This window comes from Pseudomonas sp. FYR_2 (assembly GCF_043106425.1).
Lineage (GTDB): Bacteria > Pseudomonadota > Gammaproteobacteria > Pseudomonadales > Pseudomonadaceae > Aquipseudomonas > Aquipseudomonas monteilii.
Map to the genome: position 1 here is coordinate 1 of NZ_JBICMM010000040.1, position 17,145 is coordinate 17,145.

Sequence of the window (17,145 nt, forward strand, 5' to 3'; positions counted from 1 at the left end):
GTGTGCTGCCATGGCCGATGGCAGGCCGGCACCCATGGTCGCCAGGGCGTTGTCCAGCAGCACGGTGTTTGGCTTGTGCGCCTTGTAGTTACGGGCGAACCAGATCTTGTAGATGCCGTTGTCCAGGGCAACGATGCCTTCGGACGGCAGCACGCGACGGATGTCGGCAACCAGGCGCTGCGGGTAGACCGGGAAGCGGTTGTCGTCGGCGCCTTCGGCGATTTGCGCTTCGTTGGCTTCACGGATGGCCATCAGGCGAGTGAAGTCCCAGTGCGAGGTGTCGTTCAGCGCTTCGCTGATCTGCCACACGGCGTTGGCGATATCGCCGATCACTTCGACCTGCGGGAAGTACACGGCATCGACTTCGGCGGAACGGAAGTTGATGTGGATGACTTCGGTGCCACCACGCACCATGAAGAATGGCGGCTTCTCGATCACATCGTGGCCGATGTTGATGATCAGGTCGGCGGCTTCAACCGCACGATGCACAAAATCGCCGGACGACAGCGCGGCGTTGCCCAGGAAGCGTGGGTGGCGCTCGTCGACCACACCTTTACCCATCTGGGTGGTGATGAACGGGATGCCGGTCTTGTCGATCAGTTGCTTGAGAACCTTGGCGGTCATCTTGCGGTTGGCGCCAGCACCGATCACCAGGATCGGGTTACGGGCGTTGAGCAGCTTCTCGACGGCGGCTTCGATGGCCACATGCTCGGCCAGCGGGCGGCGGTGCAGGCTGCGCGGGATCGGCAGTGCATCGGTCTGCTCGGCGGCGATGTCTTCCGGCAGCTCCAGGTGTACCGCACCCGGCTTTTCTTCTTCGGCCAGCCGGAAGGCTTCGCGCATGCGTGACGGGATGTTGTCAGCCGAGGCGAACTGGTGGGTGTACTTGGTGATGGGGTCCATCATGCCGCACACGTCGATGATCTGGAAGCGGCCCTGCTTGGACTTCTTGATCGGCTTCTGGCCGGTGATCATCATCATCGGCATGCCGCCCAGGTAGGCGTAGGCACTGGCAGTAACCAGGTTGGTGGCGCCAGGGCCGAGGGTCGACAGGCTGACGCCGGTCTTGCCGGTCAGACGGCCATAGGTGGCGGCCATAAAGCCTGCAGACTGCTCGTGACGGGTCAGTACCAGCTTGATCTTCGACTTGCGCAGGGATTCGAGCAGGTCGAGGTTTTCCTCACCAGGAATGCCGAACACATACTCGACACCTTCGTTTTCCAGGCATTGCACAACGACATCGGCGGCCTTGGCCATTTGGGGTACTACCTCAAAATCTTTGTGGGATTGCAGCGTTATTCCACTGCGTGACTGAGATGTTGCAGGATGTCTCAGTGGCGCGCATCGTAGGCCCTCTGGTTAATAATAATAAATATATTGTTATGATGCTTAGCATCACAGCTTGTTATGAATGGTAGAACGCCTCAATGAACCTCAAGGCATTGCGCTGCTGCGTCGAGATCGTGCGCCAGGGCAGCTTCACCAAAGCCGCGCAGCACCTGCACATCGCCCAGCCGGCACTGAGCATGGCCGTAACCCGGCTGGAAGAAGAACTGGGCGTGACCCTGTTCAACCGCACCACGCGCAAAGTGATCCTCACCGCCGAAGGCGAACAGTTTCTGCCGCGCATTGCATCGGCCCTGCGTGAGATGGATGTCGCCCGGCAAGAGCTGCGCGACATGGCCGACCTGAAACGCGGCGAAGTGCGTCTGGGTATTCCTCCGATGTTCGGCCTGCACTATGTGCCCGGCTTGATGAATGCCTTTCGCAAGCTGTACCCCGGCATTGCCATGACCGTGTTCGAAGGCAGTGCCGAGGACATTGGCCACCGCCTGGAACAGCGTGAGATCGACCTGGCACTGCTGGAATCCAGGCGCGTGCCGCCCGACAAGGAGTCGATCCTGCTGGGCAGTGACGAGATGCTGGCGTGCATGCACCCCGACCACGCCTATGCCGGCAAAGCCTTCCTCACGGCGGAAGACCTGCGCAATACCGACATGGTGGTGTTCGACCGAACGTTCGTGCAACGTCACCTGCTGGACGCGTTCTTCGCCGAACATGGCATTACTTACCAGGTGGCGCTGCAGAGCAACTTTGTCTCGCTGGTGGTGCAGGCCGCGCTGGACAACATGGGCGTGGCGACCCTGCTGCGCTCGGTACAGCAGCGCACACCCGGCATCGTCGGGGTGCCGTTCCGGCCAGCGCAGCTGATGAGCTTCCGCCTGTGCTGGCGGTCGGGGGAATACCTGTCGCTGGCCAGCAAGCGGTTCATCGATTTTGCCGCGCATACACATTACCTGGAACGTTGAGGCCAGCCTGTTGCGGGGCTGTGGATGACTGACCAACACCCCCCCTTGGGTGGTCCGGCCGGATGGTCGATCAGCAGTTCGATCTGGCCGACCGGCCCATCGATCAGTAACGAGTTACGTGGTGTATCCGACATCGTTCTTGTCCATGCAAGCCAAATGAAAGGCGGGCCGGATGTCGGCGCACGCAAGCGGCAGTCTAAAAGAGCAGGCACAAGTATTGGAGTACGTTTGTACTCCTGCCGTCCACTCCGGTAAAAAATGGCTGTACGCAGAACCTGCCTGAACCCAACAGACGCGCGAGGAAGCCGGCCGGCTTTCTCGACGTTACGGCCGTAGATTGACTATGATCCCGCCTTGAACGTTTCAGCATGTTTCAGTAAGGATCCCGATGTCAGTCCAGGCCCCCCCCCCTCTCCCCAGCACAACCACCGTCGCCAAGATGGAAGCCGCCATGGCGTTGGGCAGCTTCGCCATCGGCACCGGCGAGTTCGCCATCATGGGCCTGATGCCCGACATCGCCAACAACCTGCAATTGAGCGAGCCGCAGGTGGGCCACGCCATCAGCGCCTATGCACTGGGGGTGATGGTTGGCGCACCGACACTGGCGATTCTGGGTGCCAGACTGCTGCGCAAGCACATGTTGTTGCTGTTGATGCTGCTGTATGCGCTGGGCAACCTGGCAACGGCCTTTGCCCCCTCGTTCAGCGGCCTGGTCGCCTTCCGCTTCATCAGCGGCCTGCCCCACGGCGCCTACTTCGGCATTGCCGCAGTGGTGGCCTCGAGCATGGTGGCGAAGGACCACCGAGCGGGTGCCGTTGCCCGGGTGATGATGGGCCTGACCTTGGCCATGTTGCTGGGCAACCCGGTGGCCACCTTCCTGGGCCAGTACTTCGGCTGGCGTTCGGCATTCGTGCTGGTCGGCGCGATTGCCCTGTGCACCATCGCCCTGGTGTGGCGCTTCGTGCCCCAGCGCCACGACGAAGTCCGCAGCGACCCGTGCAAGGAGCTGCAAGCCTTCGCCCTCCCACAGGTATGGATGGCGCTGGCCATCGCTTCGATCGGCTTTGCCGGCATGTTCTGTGTATTCAGCTACCTGGCACCGACCATGCTGCAAGTAACCCAGGTGTCACCACAGTGGATTCCGTTCGGCCTGGCGGCGTTCGGCGTGGGCGGTATCGTCGGCAACATCGCGGGCGGCAATCTGTTTGATCGCCTGCAGTTCCGCGCGGTGGGGCTGGTGCTGGTGTGGTCGATTGCCGTACTGCTGTTCTTCACCTTCGCCGCCCAGGCGCTGTGGAGCCTGCTGTTGGGAATCGGCCTGGTGGGTACCATGATCGCCCTGGCAGCGCCGCTGCAGATCCGCCTGATGGACATTGCCCATGAAGCACCCAGCCTGGCAGCGGCATCGAACCATGCGGCGTTCAACCTGGCCAATGCATTGGGGCCGTGGCTGGGTGGCATGGCGATTACCGCAGGCATGGGCTGGACAAGTACCGGCTTCATTGGCGCGGCGACGGCACTGGTCGGGTTGGGGATTTATCTGGTGGCACGACGGATGAAAGGCGGCCATTGAAATACCCGCGCCCACCGGGTGCGCGAAACGCTGACTGGCGGGGTGATACGCCGGCACTGCGCTCGTTGCTGGCCACAGAGTTGCAGATGCTGGAGCGTTATGGCCAGCGACGACCCAGGCCGACCCCTGGTGTGGCTCCGCGAGCTGGCCAGCCCCGGGGAAACCATTACAATGCGCGCCCCATCCTGAAATATGTTTTTCTCATGAAATCACTGCTTTACGCCGTAACCTTACTGTTTTCCTTTACCCTACCCGCCTTGGCCAACCCGCCGGCAACCTTCACCGAAGCCAAGGTGGTGGCCAAGGAGAAGGTGTACCTGGACCAGGCCAGCAGCGCCATGGGCGACCTGTACTGCGGTTGCAAGTGGACCTGGGTGGGCAAGTCCGGCGGGCGCATCGATGCAGCCTCGTGTGGTTACCAGACCCGCAAGCAGCAGAACCGCGCCGAGCGTACCGAGTGGGAACACATCGTGCCCGCCTACACCTTCGGCAACCAGCGTCAGTGCTGGAAAAACGGCGGCCGCGAGCACTGCGTGGACAACGACCCGGTGTTTCGTGCCATGGAAGCCGACCTGTTCAACCTGTACCCGGCAGTGGGCGAGGTGAATGGTGACCGCAGCAACTTCAACTACGGCATGGTTGCCGGCAATGCCGGCGAATACGGCCAGTGCACCACCAAGGTCGATTTCGTCCAGCGCGCTGCAGAGCCGCGTGATGAAGTGAAAGGTCTGGTGGCGCGTACCACGTTCTACATGTTCGACCGCTACCAACTAAGCATGTCGCGCCAGCAGCAACAGCTGTTGATGGCGTGGGACAAGCAGCACCCGGTGTCGGCCTGGGAAAAAGAACGCGACCGCCGGATTGCCGCGATCATGGGCCATGCCAACCCGTTCGTGAGTGGAGAACGCAAATGGACTGCCGACTACAAGCCGGCGGGCAGTGGTGTGGTGCAAGCGGTGCCGGCTAAAGCGACCAAGGCACAGGCCAAACCGAGCCTGGCCAGCGCCGAGTCAGTCGGGGCTGTGCTTGGCAACCGCAACAGCCATGTGTATCACCTGTCTGTTGGCTGCCCGGGCTACAACCAGGTAGCCGCGAAGAACCAGGTGACCTTCGCCACCGAGGGTGAGGCGCAGGCTGCGGGCTATCGCAAAGCCGGTAATTGCCGATAAGCGCCCGCTCAGCTGCACAGCAACGGGGCCGTATGGCGGCCCCTTGCTCTCACGACCTGCACACCTCATTCACCAGGTTCGCCGGCCGTTCGCCGGCCAGCGCGCTGAGCAGGTTGTCTACCGCGCAACGCGCCATGGCCTGGCGTGTCTCCTGGGTTGCCGAGCCGATGTGGGGAGTCGCTACCACGTTATCCAGCTGCAGCAGCGGCGAATCTGTGGACAGCGGCTCCTGCACGAATACATCCAGCCCCGCACCCCGTATGCGCTTGGCCCGCAGCGCATCGACCAGCGCAGGCTCATCCACCACACGCCCTCGCGAGATGTTCACCAGGATCGCCTCAGGCTTCATCAGCGCCAGCTCCCGGGCGCCAATCAGGCCTTCGGTGCTGGCACTCAGCGGCACGGTCAGGCACACGAAGTCCGCCTGCTGCAACAACTCATCCAGGCTGCACTGGCGCGCGGCATAGCGCGCCTCCACCTCGGGCTTGGGCCGCTGGCTTTGGTAAAGCACGCGCATCCCGAAGCCGGCAGCCGCTCGCCGGGCCAAGGCCTCGCCGATGCGGCCCATGCCGATGATGCCCAGTGTCTTGCCATGCACGTCACAGCCAAAATGCGCCGGCCCCAGGTTGGCTTGCCAGTGGCCTTCACGTACCCAGTTCGCCAATTCCACCACCCGCCTGGCAGTGGCCAGGATTAAGGCAAACCCCGTATCGGCAGTGGTCTCGGTCAGCACGTCGGGCGTGTTGGTCAGCATCACGCCGCGCCGGCTGAGCTCGGCAATGTCATAGTTGTCCACGCCGACCGATACGCTGGACACCACTTCCAGCTGCGGCGCCAGGTCGAGCAGGCTGGCATCCAGGCGCAGGCTGGCACCCAGCAAGCCATGCGCGCCCGGCAACGCGTCGCGCAGGCGGGCCAGGCCGTCGGGCCGGGCGGTATCCACCCAGGTGACCTCGACGCGATCTTGCAGGCGGGTCATCAAGTCGTCAGACAGGCGTTTATACAGGACGATTCGCTTCTTCATTGCAGGTTTCCTAAGGGTTCATGGCCAGCCGCGTGCTGTTGCGCTTGGCCCGGCCGGATGTCTGTGACGTATTGAGTGCGGCGGTAAGCGCCACGGCGGTCAGCAACGCGCCGCACATGAACAGGTAAGAAGCGCCCGGCCCGCCGGTGGCGCCATTGAGGTAGCCCACCAGCCACGAGCCGCCGAACGAACCCAGCGCGCCCATGCTGTTGATCAGCGCCATGGCCCCGCCTGCGACGTTCGCCGGCAGGATCTCGGGCACGATTGCGAAGAACGGGCCATAGGGTGCATACATGCAGGCGCCGGCCAGCACCAGCAACGCGTACGACAGCCAGAAATGCTCACTGCCCAAGGCGTACGAGCCATAGAACGCCACCGCGGCCACCAACAGCGGCGGCCAGACAAAGCGCTTTCGCTTTTGCAGGCGGTCCGACGCCCAGGACACGCCCACCATCGCCAGTACCGCCGCCAGGTACGGCACCGAGGCCAGCCAGCCGGCCTGCACGATATCGACATTGGCCGCCTGCTTGAGGATCGACGGCAGCCACAGCACAAAGCCATAGACGCCGATGCTCCAGCAGAAGTACTGCAGCGCCAGGATGATTACCTGCGGCGAACGGAACGCTTCGCGGTAGTTCTTCACAGGCTTGATGCCCTGCTGCTCGGCAGCCAGTACCTGCCGCAGGGCTTCTTTTTCCTGCTCGCTCAGCCAGTTCACCTGGGCCGGGCGGTCGTCGACCAAGCGCCACCAGAAGAACGCCCAGATCACGGCTGGCAGGCCTTCGATGATGAACATCCAGCGCCAGTCGTAATGCTTGATGAGGTAACCCGACACCACCGACATCCACAGAATGGTCACCGGGTTGCCCAGCATCAGGAAGGTATTGGCACGCGAACGCTCGGCACGGGTGAACCAATGGCACAGGTATACCAGCATCGCCGGCATGACGGCGGCCTCCACCACCCCGAGCAGGAAGCGGATGCCAATCAGCATGTAGACGTTGCTGACCATGCCCGTGAGTGTGGCAAGGCCACCCCAGAGGATCAGGCAGACGAAAATCAGCTTCTTCACACTGCGCTTTTCGGCGTAGATGGCGCCAGGTACCTGGAAGAAGAAGTAACCGAGGAAGAACAGTGCGCCCAGCAGCGAAGACAGCACCGGGGTGATGTGCAGGTCTTCGGCCATGCCGGACGCGGCAGCGAAACCGTAATTGGCGCGGTCCAGATACGCCAGGCTGTAAGTGACGAACACAATCGGGATGATGTACCACCAGCGGCGAGGTGCCAGGCTTTGGCTTTGCATGGTTTGTTTCTCCTGAGCTTGTTGTTTTTGTTGCAACAGGTGATTCGGGGTTAAGAGGTCACGCGCTTCTGCGCAGGTCGAAGGCCTCCAGCTCGTGGCGCAGCGGCAGCCCTTCCATGTCGCCTCGTGACTGCACGGCACGGCTGCCGCACCAGTTGCCGCGCGCCACCGCCTCGGCCACTGCGCGGCCCTCCAGCAGCGCGCTGAGCACGCCGACGGCAAAGGCATCACCGGCGCCGACGGTGTCCACGACACGGCTGACGGGCACGGCTGCTACCTGGCCTTCCCCTTTGGCACTGCGCAAGTAGGCACCGGCGTCGCCCAGCTTGACCACCACCAACTCAACCCCTTGGTCGAGGTAGAACGCGGCGATATCTGCCGGGGTGTGCCGGCCGGTCAGCAACCGGCCCTCTTCCAGGCCCGGTAAAACCCAGTCGGCCTTGACCGCCAGGGCATTGATTTCGCGCACCATGGTGTTTTGATCAGGCCATAACGAGGGGCGCAGGTTGGGGTCGAACGAGATGCTGCGACCGGCTGCATGCATGGCGTCAACCAACGCGTGGGACAGAGCCCGGCAGCTGTCCGACAGCGCCAGCGGAATGCCAGTGGCGTGCAGGTGACGCGCTTGCAACAGTTCTGCACGTAGCCGTTCGGGTGACAACTTGCTGGCCGCCGAACCACGGCGGAAGTACTCCACAGCCGGGTCGCTGCCGTCATCGCAGCGGGCCTTGAGCTGAAAGCCCGTAGGGCAGTGGCTATCCACTTCCACGCCGGAGCAGTCCAGGCCTTCGCGTTGCAGGCTGTCGAGCACGAAACGGCCCAGTGAATCGTCACCGACCCGGCTCAACCAGCGCACATTGAACCCCAGCCGCGCCAGGCCGATCGCCACATTGCTGTCTGCGCCGGCAATGCGCTTGCCAAACTGGCCGACACTGGCCAGGTCGCCGGTTTGCTCGGCAACGAACATGGCCATGGTTTCACCAAAACACAGCACGTCATGCTCATGCATGGGCCACCTCCGCACCCAGCGCAGACAGGCTACGCACCTGGGCACGGGTCAGCGCCAGCAGGTCGTCGCCAACCAGGGGGTATTCGACAGCGCGCACCACGCCGGGGGCGAACTCGGCCATCAGCGTTGCCCATACTTGCAGGTCAGTTGCTTGCGGCGGTATGGCAACCCGTCGGCCATCGGCCCGGCGCTCCACAGCCTTGCAATGCACATAGCGCACCCAGCGGCCCAGTTGACGCGCGGCTTGCCTTGCAGACTCGTCTTGCCATTGCCAGTTGCCAATATCGAAGGTCATGCCCAGGCGCAGCCCAAGCGGGTCGGCATGCCGGAAGAACTGCAGCAGGGGTTCGATCCTGCCACCGTGTTCCGTCTGGTCGTTTTCCACCAGCAACAGCGGCCCTTCTGCGGGCAGTAGCGCTGCCAGGGCGGCGACATCGCAACGTGCGTTGAAGTGCCCCAGGGACACCTTGAGCGCTACCGCGCCAAACGCACGGGCGAGCGCCAGCTTCTGCACCACAAGCGGGTCGGGTACGCCTTGCGCGGTCCACAACTCCAGGGGTGTCGAGTACAGGCATTCCAGGCGCAATGCGGCAATGACAGCACCCAGCGCTGTCGCGTCCGGCGCACTGGCAAACAGTTCTTCGCGCAACTCCACACGGCTAACGCCAGCGGCTGCCAGCAGGTCAAGGAACTGCTCCTGACCACGTTGCCGCACGAAGTCGGCGCCGTAGCTGGAGAGGCTGATGGAAACGGGGTTCGTGTGCATTGTTCTTGTCCTTATGAAACCGGTTTCATTTTTAGTCGACAGCAGCAGGCGCCAGCCTGCCGTTGCTTATTGGGGTTGGGTTGAACCTCGGATGATCAGCTCGGCCTTGAAGTCGATGCGCCGGGCCGCCCCGCTGTCGCCACGCAGGCGGCCAAGCAGGCTTTCGAAAGCCGCCACACCGATACGCTCGGTGGGTTGCGCCAGTGCAGTGATGCCATTACCGACCAAGGGGTACCAGTCAAGGTCGTCGAGGGCGATCAGCCCGACGTCGGCAAACAGGTTGCGCCCGGCCTCGTGCAAGGCCCGGGTCACTGCCAGGGTTGCAACGCCGTTGAAGGTGAAGATGGCTTGCGGGCCATGGCCACGGCTGGCCAGGAATGACGCCAGTTGCCCCTCCAGCCCGGCATCGATTTCCAGCACCTGCTGGCGCATGCCGGCACGACGGCTGACCGACGTGCTGAATGCCTGCACCCGCTCCAGGCGTGAGCTGGTGCCATCGAGGGGTTCGCTGACCGCCAAAATATCGCGGTAGCCCTGTGCCTGCAGGTGGTCGAGGGCCTGCTCGACCGCATCGGCATTGTCCAGGCCAACCAGGTCGACATTCAGCTCGGGCAATTGGCGATCGACCAGCACCATGGGGATGTCACGCTGCAGGTTGAGCAGTTCGCCGGGGTGATGGCCAAGGGTGTTCACGATCAGCCCTTCGACGTTGTAGCTCTGCAGGGCCACCAGGTGGTGACGCTCCTGCTCGTCGTCGCGGTTGGTGTTGCACACCACCAGGCTGTAACCGTGCTGACGGCAGGCGGTTTCCACGCCATGCATCACGGCCACTGAATAGGGGTTGAGAATATCGGCTACCAGCATGCCGATCAGTCGCGTCTGGCCGCGCTTGAGGCCTCGGGCCATCTGGTTGGGGCGATAGCCAAGCCGCTCGATGACTTCTTCCAGGCGCTTGGCCGTGGCGTCGGCCAGCAACTGACGGTCACCACCGATGTAACGGGAAACGGTGGCTTTTGAAACGCCAGCGACACGCGCTACTTCGCTGATGGTGACCCGTTCGCGGGCATGGGCAGGCGCGTCGGTCATAGGCAGTCCTTATGATTGTTGTGATTGCGATGAAACCGGTTTCAATACAGCAAAACTGCGGCAGTTCGTCAACCTTCCGTTGGTCGGCAATGTTGAAACAAACATAATATTCGAGGTTAGATAAGTAAATTAACTGATTGATGCAAATGCAATTTCAACCAAAAAACTGTGGGAACGGGTTCACCCGCTCCCACAGTGGATCTGGGTGCAGCTAGAGGAGTCAGCGAAGCGACTTCACATCACCGGCCGTGACGGCGCTTCCCTGGTTGCCCCAGCTGCTCCTGATGAAATTCACCACCTCGGCAACCTCCTGGTCGCTCAGGCGCCAGCCAAACGCCGGCATGGTGAAATTCGAAGGCGCCGTGTGCGTCGCCGGTACCGTGCCCCCTGCCAACACCACATGGATCAGCGACGTGGCATCCGCCGTCTGCACCACCGGGTTGCCGGCCAAAGCCGGGAACACGCGGGTGTAACCCTGGCCATCGGTACGGTGGCAGGCTGCGCAATTGTCGATGTACACCGCCGCCCCTGGCTTGCTGTCATCGCCCTTCCACAGCGCATCTGCCACCTGCTTGTCATAGACGTGCGGCCGGTCTTCAGGGTTGCTCGGCGGCAGGGTCTTCAGGTAACGGGCGATCGCGGTCAGGTCGGCATCGCTCAGGTACTGCATGCTGTGCTCGACCACGTCGCTCATGCCACCGAACACGGCGCTGCGATCACTGCGCCCAGTCTTGAGAAACTGCACCAGCTGCGCTTCGCTCCAGCTGCCCAGGCCGTCCTTGTGGTCGCCACGCAGGTTCTTGGCAATCCAGCCTTCCAGCGGAGCGCTGCCGGCCAGAAACTGCTCGCCATCTGCCGGGCTCAGCGCCTTTTCCTGCATGGTCAGCGCCCGCGGTGTATGGCAGGCACCACAGTGGCCAAGGCCCTCGACCAGGTACGCACCACGGTTCACCACCGGGTCGGCAGCAGCCATTGCCTGCCACGGCTTGGCCTCGGGCGCGAAAAGGCCGCGCCAGGCAGCCAGCGGCCAGCGCATACTCAGCGGCCAGGGGATGTCGCTGGCCTTGTTCGCCTGTTCGACGGGCACCACGCCCTTCATGAAGTAGGCGTACAGCGCCTGCATGTCTTGCTCGCTGACGCGCGCATAAGACGGGTATGGCATGGCTGGGTATAGGGTGCTGCCGTCCTTGCGGATGCCCTTGCGCACGGCCTGGTCGAAGTCTTCGAAGCTGTACTGGCCAATGCCGCTGGCCGCCGGGGTGATGTTGGTGGAGTACACCGTGCCGATCGGCGTTTCCATCGGCAGCCCGCCGGCGAAGGGCTGGCCGCCCTTGGCGGTATGGCAGGCCACACAGTCACCGGCACGGGCCAGGTACTCGCCCTGGCGCACCTGGGCATCATCATTCGCGGTGGCTTGCACAGCCGTCGTGGCCCCGAGCAGCAGGGTTGCGATCAACATTGTCTTCATGCTCATCGCTCCTCAAGCCTGGACCAGCGGGCCGGGGTTTTTCAGGTACTGCTCGCGGATGGCGCGGGCCGACCAGTAGGTCAACGCGGCCACCAGCCCGGTCGGGTTGTACCCCAGGCCCTGAGGGAACGCCGAAGCGCCCGGGACAAACACGTTATGCACGTCCCAGCTTTGCAGGTAACGGTTCAGTGCGCTGGTCTTGGGGTCGGTGCCCATGATCGCGCCGCCGTTCAGGTGGGTGGTCTGATAGCTGGCGGTGTTGAAGTGGTCTTTGACCTTCTTGCCCAGTACCGCAATGGACTTGGGATTCATCGCCTGGGCGATCTTGCTCAGCTTGTCGACCATGAACTGGTTCATCCTGATGTCGTTTTCCTGCCAGTCAAAGGTCATGCGCAGCAGCGGTTGGCCATAGGCGTCGCGGTAAGTCGGGTCCAGGTCCAGGTAATTGCCGCGGTACGACTGGTGGGCGCCATGGGCGTCCATCGATACCTGGTGGGTGTAGTAGTCGGCAGTGGCTTTCTTCCACGCGCTGCCCCATGCCGGCGTGCCCGGCGGGTTGGCGGTGCCGGCAATCGGCCGGCTGCCAGCCTGGTTCACCCACATCGGTGAGCCGCCGACGAAGCCGTGCGGGCCATGGTCGAAGTTGTCGGCGTTGAAATCGTCGATGGCGATGCCGTTGCCACCCGCGCCGATGAAATTATTGGTGTAGGTGTCCTTGTCGAAGAACGCCTTGACCGTGCCCATGTTCTGATAGGCAAAGTTACGCCCGACCACGCCTTCGTTCTTCACCGGGTCGTAAGGCTTGCCAATGCCGGAAAGCAGCATCAGGCGAACGTTATTGAACTGGAACGCCGCCAGTATCACCAACTCCGCAGGCTGCTCTACCTCGCGCCCCTGGGCATCGATGTAGGTGACGCCGGTGGCCTTGCGCTTGCTGTCGTCCAGGTTCACCCGCAGCACATGGGCATTGGGCCGCAGCTCGAAGTTGGGCACTTGGCGCAGCGCCGGCAAAATATTCACGTTGGGCGAGGCTTTGGAGTACATGTAGCACACGTACCCGCTGCAAAAACCACAGAAGTTGCACGGCCCCATCTGTGCCCCGTAAGGGTTGGTGTATGGCCCGGAGGTGTTGGCCGATGGCAGGTTGTAAGGCTTGTAGCCCAAGCTGGTGGCGGCCTTTTCGAACAACCTGGCCGACACCACGTTCTTCTGCGCAGGCAGCGGGAACGGGCTCGATCGGTCCGGCGCATAGGGGTTGCCGCCCTTCCCTTCGCCCACGACCTGGCCGTTGACGGTCCAGGCCTGGCCAGAGGTGCCGAACACCTTCTCAGCGAAGTCGAAGTACGGCTCCAGCTCCTCGTAAGTGACGCCAAAGTCCTGGATGGTCATGTCGTCGGGGATGAACTTTCGCCCGTATCGCTCTTCGTAATGGCTGCGCATGCGCAACTCGACCGGGTCTACCCGAAAGTGCACACCCGACCAATGTAAGCCCGCGCCGCCCACACCCTTGCCCGGCAAGAAAGCGCCGAGCTGACGATTGGGCAGTGCCACATCGTTCATGCTGTGGCGGACAGTGACGGTTTCTTTAGACACGTCGACGAACAGCTTCTTGCGCACGCTGTAGGTCAACTCGTCGATCACCTGCGGGTAGCTGCCTTCCGGGTAGGTGTCCTGCATCGGCCCACGTTCCAGCGCCACCACCTGCAGCCCGGCCTCGGTCAGTTCCTTGGCCATGATCGCACCGGCCCAGCCGAAGCCGACGATCACCGCATCCACTTTGTTCAACACAGTCGCCATGCCTCAGGCCCTCTCGCCGCGGATCGATACAGCCGGGAACGGGTAAGGCTCGTTGCGCTCGACCCAGTCCATGAAGTCGGCGCGGGCGCCGGGGAAGCCGATCTGGGTCCAGCCGACCATGCCTTTGTTGCCGCCATGGATCGGGTCGCAGAAAAACCCTTCGCGGGTGTTCTGCACCAGCAAGCTGAAAAACACCTTGGCCGGCACGGTGTCGAAAACCAGCTCTCCGGCCTCGATCTTGCCGAGAATACGGTCTCGGGTAGCGCTATCTTGCTCAGCAAAAACTTGCCCGGAATTGGCCTTGCACCAGCCGTCCACGGCAGCGATGCCCAGGCGGTAGATTTGCTGCGGGCTGAGCTGCAACTGATAGCCCAGCTCTGGCGCTGCGTCGGCGTTGAAAGGGCCTTGCATGTACCACTGTGCGCCAGTGGCGTACGGCGTGTTCATCTGCCGGTCGATGAATTCGGCAGCGCCGGCTTCCAGCGCGCCGGGGCCAAGCTCGTCGGCCGGAATGATGCGGGACACGGCGGCTTGCAGAAACGCCCACTCTTCGGCGCTGAAAAATGTCGGCTGATAGTTACCCGCCGGTGGCGTGGCCGGCACTTTCGCTGGCTGTTGCTGCGGTTGCGGGGCCGCAAGCAGTTGGCTGGCACCCACGCCCAGCCCTGTGCTGGCCACGGTAACGACAGGGATCAGGGTCAAGGTCTTGCGCAGAAAATCCCTGCGCGGGTTGTCTGGGGCATGCTCAGGCATTGGGAATCCTCATCGGCTTTGGGGCGGCCTTGATAAGCGCCATCTGATTTTCATTGGAGAGGTGATCTTGATAGGCCATCAAGAAGACAGCCGAATAATCTAGCGCGTTCAGAAATGTTTTGAAACCGGTTTCATGGTTGACTTCTCATCTCTGCAGCAACGCTAGAGATCTGTCGGGCCAAGGCATTTTTCACATCTGCCTCACTCTCTACCGACATCCTGCTACCTACAGTGCCGACGCTCTCGTAATGGAGCGAGCTGACTGGAGTGGCAAACATGCTGCAAGGCGTTATCGACAAATCCCCCGCCTCACACCGTGTGCAGGTATACCGGTTACCTTGGGGTACAGCGCTATTCGCAGTCTTGTGCCTGCTGTTCATCCTGGGCGTGGCAGCAGCCTGGGCGCATGCCCGCACGGCCGTCCCCAACCTGGGCAACCCGCACCACCTGCAACGCAGTGCGCTGGAGGCCGCTTGGGCAAAAGGCTCGGTGATTGTGGTGCTGCGCCATGCCGAACGCTGCGACCGGTCCAGAGGTGCCTGCCTGGGCGACCCCACCGGCATTACGGTTGCGGGCAGCCAGGTGGCCGCCGCTGTAGGCCAAAGCCTGCAACACCTTGGCCTGGCGTCATCCGACGTGTGGAGCAGCCCGGAGGTGCGCACCCGACAAACCGCACAAGCCATGTTTGGTAAAACCGTTGCCACGCAAGGCTGGCTTAACCAGTGTGACGGGCACTTTGCCGATAACGCCTTTGGCCACAAGCGGGCCGGCCACAACCTTGTGCTGGTCAGCCACAGCGGTTGCATGGAGCAGCTGGAGCAAGCGCTCCAGGTGCCCGCCAGCGCGACGTCGAACAGCTATGCCAGTGCCCTGTTCATCACCCAGGGCAGCGATGGCAAGACAACGCTGCTGGGCCAGATGGCTGCCAGTGAATGGCGCAAACTCGTTGATGCCAAGGAAATGTGAACATGCCCTCCCGCGCCGCGTTCTACCGCAATAACCTGCTACTGCCGCTGTTGCTGGCCGCTATCGTGTTCATGGCATTCGACCTCACCGAGCTCGATCGCTGGATCAGCAACCTGCTGCTCGACCCCGCCACCGGTCAGTTCCCGCTGCTGCACAATCAGTGGTTCGAGAAGGTCACCCACAAGTGGCCGCGCATCCTGCCGGACTGGACAGGTGAACTGGCCGTCATCGGCAGCTTGCTGTCGTTCATCTGGCCGCGCCTGGCCAACCGCCCCCAACTGGGCCTGACCCGGGCGCTGGAAAAAGCCCGTATCGCACCCGTGCTGCGCTTCACCACCCAACACCGGCGCGACTTGCTGTTCGTGGTTGTGGCGTTTGCCCTGAGCACGACCGTGATTCATTACCTGAAAAGCCATACCAGTGTGTATTGCCCGGTGGAGACCACACTGTATGGCGGTACGCAGGCCCGCGTTGAATGGTTCGAGAACTTCTCCTGGTGGAACAAGGCCGGCGATGGCCGCTGCTGGCCGGGCGGCCATGCCTCCAGCGGGTTTACCTTGCTGGCGCTGTATTTCGTGGCATTGCGTCATCGCTGGGCACAGGCGCGCAAGTTGCTGGCGGTCATTCTGCTGATCGGGTTCGTGTATGGCACAACACGGGTACTGCAGGGCTGGCACTATATGTCGCATACATTCTGGGCGGGGATCTTTGTCTGGCTGACAACCTGGGTAACGGCGTTGTTCTTCTATGGCCGCACCGCGTTGCAGGCGTCAGAACACAGCCCGGTCATTCATGAAGCTGCCATGGCGCAGCCCTTGTAGAGCGGCCTTGTCTCCCAGCCACGGGGATAGTGGAATCTGACAGGCACCTGTCATCCACTTAGTTGCTAATAATACTTGTAAAATAAAACTTAGCGAAACTTCCTACAGCGCTTTAGGAAGTTTCAATCTCCCCTGCCTATTGAATCCTCGTTAGTCTTCAGGCTTTCGCAAGATACTTGTGCGCGACCGCATGGAAAGTGCGGGGTCATTGCGTGAGCCTGATCTGTTAACTGACGAGGATTAAGGATGTCCAGACAGTCCGACGGCACTGACAAGCCTGTGCCCGCCATGAAAAAGCCAATTCTGCTCGAGGATATAGAGGCTGTCCAGGAGCCTCACAGCGGGGCAGGCCCTGAACACGCCACGGAACCGCTCGGCTACCCCGCCGACCCGCAGTTCCAGCTACGCGGCGGCTTTGAGAACCTGATGCTCGACGCCGCCACCCCGCTGTTCGGCCTGGCCATTCGCCTGAACACACTGGATGACCTGCCCAACATCGCCTACGTGCACAAGACCGTGCAGAACCAGGTCCGCAACATCCGCGAAGAAATCCGGCAGCACGGCTACCCCGTTGCCCAGCAGGAAGTCTACTCCTACGCCCTGTGTCTGTTCCTGGACGAGGCCGTGATGAGCCGCCCCTGGGGCAACAATTCGTGCTGGAGCCACGAGCCCCTGCTCAGCATCTTCCACGACGAAACCCAGGGCGGCGAAAAAATCTTCGTGCTGCTCGAGCGGGTCATGCAGTCGCCCAAGGAATTCCAGGATGTACTGGAGTTCCTGTACTTCTGCATTTGCCTGGGCCTGCGCGGCAAGCACGCCCTCGACCCCAAGTGTGACGACATCATCAAGGCCCTGATCTCGCGCATGCACAAGGTCATCCGCGAACTGCGCGGTCCCACCCCCGAAGCCGTCTGCGATCCCTACACCAACGTCGTCCATCGCCCCTACCGCGGGCGGCGCTGGGAGTGGCCCTGGTGGAGCCCGCTGGTGCTCTCGGCCATCGCCATGGTCTGCACCTACAGCTACTACAGCTACCGCCTCGACCTGATCACCGCCGAAGTCCTGCAATCGCTCGACGCCATCTTGCAGCAGTAGTGGGGG

15 protein-coding genes and 1 pseudogene are annotated in these 17,145 nt (G+C 62.4%); 6 read left to right on the forward strand and 10 right to left on the reverse strand.

Annotated elements, in window-relative coordinates; translation table 11 throughout:
* A partial coding sequence (locus ACF8R4_RS16250; protein WP_392492907.1) for an acetolactate synthase large subunit occupies positions 1-1,257 on the reverse strand: 1,257 nt, incomplete at its 3' end.
* A gap of 170 nt (positions 1,258-1,427) precedes the next feature.
* On the opposite strand from ACF8R4_RS16250, the gene ACF8R4_RS16255 reads away from it, so the two are divergent.
* Entirely contained in the window at positions 1,428-2,309 is an 882-nt protein-coding gene (locus ACF8R4_RS16255; protein WP_392492909.1) for a LysR family transcriptional regulator, read from the forward strand.
* 15 nt (positions 2,310-2,324) lie between these two features.
* Here the strand turns inward: ACF8R4_RS16255 and ACF8R4_RS16260 are convergent.
* Positions 2,325-2,443: pseudogene (locus ACF8R4_RS16260) on the reverse strand (alpha/beta hydrolase); the annotation flags it as partial.
* A gap of 254 nt (positions 2,444-2,697) precedes the next feature.
* On the opposite strand from ACF8R4_RS16260, the gene ACF8R4_RS16265 reads away from it, so the two are divergent.
* Both ACF8R4_RS16265 and ACF8R4_RS16270 read left to right on the forward strand, forming a co-directional pair.
* The gene (locus tag ACF8R4_RS16265; protein WP_060499922.1) at positions 2,698-3,882 is read left to right on the forward strand and encodes an MFS transporter; all 1,185 of its coding nucleotides are present in this window, start codon (positions 2,698-2,700) and stop codon (positions 3,880-3,882) included.
* 203 nt (positions 3,883-4,085) lie between these two features.
* Positions 4,086-5,051, forward strand: a complete 966-nt coding sequence (locus tag ACF8R4_RS16270; protein ID WP_060499921.1) for an endonuclease — start codon at positions 4,086-4,088, stop codon at positions 5,049-5,051.
* 49 nt (positions 5,052-5,100) lie between these two features.
* Here ACF8R4_RS16270 and ACF8R4_RS16275 read toward each other — a convergent pair whose 3' ends face one another.
* The 8 genes from ACF8R4_RS16275 to ACF8R4_RS16310 form a co-directional block, all read right to left on the reverse strand.
* Complete coding sequence (locus ACF8R4_RS16275) at positions 5,101-6,075, reverse strand: D-glycerate dehydrogenase (protein ID WP_060499920.1); 975 nt, start codon at positions 6,073-6,075, stop codon at positions 5,101-5,103.
* A gap of 10 nt (positions 6,076-6,085) precedes the next feature.
* On the reverse strand, positions 6,086-7,378 hold the full coding sequence (locus ACF8R4_RS16280; RefSeq protein ID WP_392492910.1) for an MFS transporter: 1,293 nt from the start codon (positions 7,376-7,378) through the stop codon (positions 6,086-6,088).
* A 58-nt stretch (positions 7,379-7,436) separates the two neighbouring features.
* The gene (locus ACF8R4_RS16285; protein WP_060499918.1) at positions 7,437-8,387 is read right to left on the reverse strand and encodes a sugar kinase; all 951 of its coding nucleotides are present in this window, start codon (positions 8,385-8,387) and stop codon (positions 7,437-7,439) included.
* On the reverse strand, positions 8,380-9,153 hold the full coding sequence (locus ACF8R4_RS16290; RefSeq protein ID WP_392492911.1) for a sugar phosphate isomerase/epimerase family protein: 774 nt from the start codon (positions 9,151-9,153) through the stop codon (positions 8,380-8,382). Before ACF8R4_RS16290 ends, ACF8R4_RS16285 begins: the two co-directional genes overlap by 8 nt.
* A 66-nt stretch (positions 9,154-9,219) precedes the next feature.
* Positions 9,220-10,239 (reverse strand): transcriptional regulator PtxS, encoded by a 1,020-nt coding sequence (gene ptxS, locus ACF8R4_RS16295; RefSeq protein ID WP_060499916.1) that lies wholly within the window; start codon positions 10,237-10,239, stop codon positions 9,220-9,222.
* A gap of 220 nt (positions 10,240-10,459) precedes the next feature.
* Positions 10,460-11,707, reverse strand: a complete 1,248-nt coding sequence (locus ACF8R4_RS16300) for a cytochrome c (RefSeq protein ID WP_060499915.1) — start codon at positions 11,705-11,707, stop codon at positions 10,460-10,462.
* Positions 11,708-11,719: 12 nt separating this feature from the next.
* Positions 11,720-13,504, reverse strand: a complete 1,785-nt coding sequence (locus tag ACF8R4_RS16305; protein ID WP_060499914.1) for a GMC family oxidoreductase — start codon at positions 13,502-13,504, stop codon at positions 11,720-11,722.
* Positions 13,505-13,507: 3 nt separating this feature from the next.
* Positions 13,508-14,257: a gluconate 2-dehydrogenase subunit 3 family protein gene (locus ACF8R4_RS16310; protein WP_060499913.1), complete on the reverse strand. Its 750-nt coding sequence runs from the start codon at positions 14,255-14,257 to the stop codon at positions 13,508-13,510.
* Between the two features lie 276 nt (positions 14,258-14,533).
* On the opposite strand from ACF8R4_RS16310, the gene ACF8R4_RS16315 reads away from it, so the two are divergent.
* The 3 genes from ACF8R4_RS16315 to icmH all read left to right on the forward strand — a co-directional run bounded on the left by ACF8R4_RS16315 (position 14,534) and on the right by icmH (position 17,139).
* Entirely contained in the window at positions 14,534-15,223 is a 690-nt protein-coding gene (locus tag ACF8R4_RS16315) for a histidine phosphatase family protein (protein ID WP_060499912.1), read from the forward strand.
* Between the two features lie 2 nt (positions 15,224-15,225).
* Complete coding sequence (locus ACF8R4_RS16320) at positions 15,226-16,044, forward strand: phosphatase PAP2 family protein (RefSeq protein WP_060499911.1); 819 nt, start codon at positions 15,226-15,228, stop codon at positions 16,042-16,044.
* Positions 16,045-16,290: 246 nt separating this feature from the next.
* Positions 16,291-17,139 (forward strand): type IVB secretion system protein IcmH/DotU, encoded by an 849-nt coding sequence (icmH, locus tag ACF8R4_RS16325; protein WP_060499910.1) that lies wholly within the window; start codon positions 16,291-16,293, stop codon positions 17,137-17,139.
* Positions 17,140-17,145: the final 6 nt, after the last annotated feature.

Coding starts and splice junctions, on each gene's coding strand:
- ACF8R4_RS16255 (WP_392492909.1), top strand. CDS start 1,428: ATGAACCTCAAGGCATTGCGCTGCTGCGTCGAGATCGTGCGCCAGGGC.
- ACF8R4_RS16265 (WP_060499922.1), top strand. CDS start 2,698: ATGTCAGTCCAGGCCCCCCCCCCTCTCCCCAGCACAACCACCGTCGCC.
- ACF8R4_RS16270 (WP_060499921.1), top strand. CDS start 4,086: ATGAAATCACTGCTTTACGCCGTAACCTTACTGTTTTCCTTTACCCTA.
- ACF8R4_RS16275 (WP_060499920.1), bottom strand. CDS start 6,075: ATGAAGAAGCGAATCGTCCTGTATAAACGCCTGTCTGACGACTTGATG.
- ACF8R4_RS16280 (WP_392492910.1), bottom strand. CDS start 7,378: ATGCAAAGCCAAAGCCTGGCACCTCGCCGCTGGTGGTACATCATCCCG.
- ACF8R4_RS16285 (WP_060499918.1), bottom strand. CDS start 8,387: ATGCATGAGCATGACGTGCTGTGTTTTGGTGAAACCATGGCCATGTTC.
- ACF8R4_RS16290 (WP_392492911.1), bottom strand. CDS start 9,153: ATGCACACGAACCCCGTTTCCATCAGCCTCTCCAGCTACGGCGCCGAC.
- ptxS (WP_060499916.1), bottom strand. CDS start 10,239: ATGACCGACGCGCCTGCCCATGCCCGCGAACGGGTCACCATCAGCGAA.
- ACF8R4_RS16300 (WP_060499915.1), bottom strand. CDS start 11,707: ATGAAGACAATGTTGATCGCAACCCTGCTGCTCGGGGCCACGACGGCT.
- ACF8R4_RS16305 (WP_060499914.1), bottom strand. CDS start 13,504: ATGGCGACTGTGTTGAACAAAGTGGATGCGGTGATCGTCGGCTTCGGC.
- ACF8R4_RS16310 (WP_060499913.1), bottom strand. CDS start 14,257: ATGCCTGAGCATGCCCCAGACAACCCGCGCAGGGATTTTCTGCGCAAG.
- ACF8R4_RS16315 (WP_060499912.1), top strand. CDS start 14,534: ATGCTGCAAGGCGTTATCGACAAATCCCCCGCCTCACACCGTGTGCAG.
- ACF8R4_RS16320 (WP_060499911.1), top strand. CDS start 15,226: ATGCCCTCCCGCGCCGCGTTCTACCGCAATAACCTGCTACTGCCGCTG.
- icmH (WP_060499910.1), top strand. CDS start 16,291: ATGTCCAGACAGTCCGACGGCACTGACAAGCCTGTGCCCGCCATGAAA.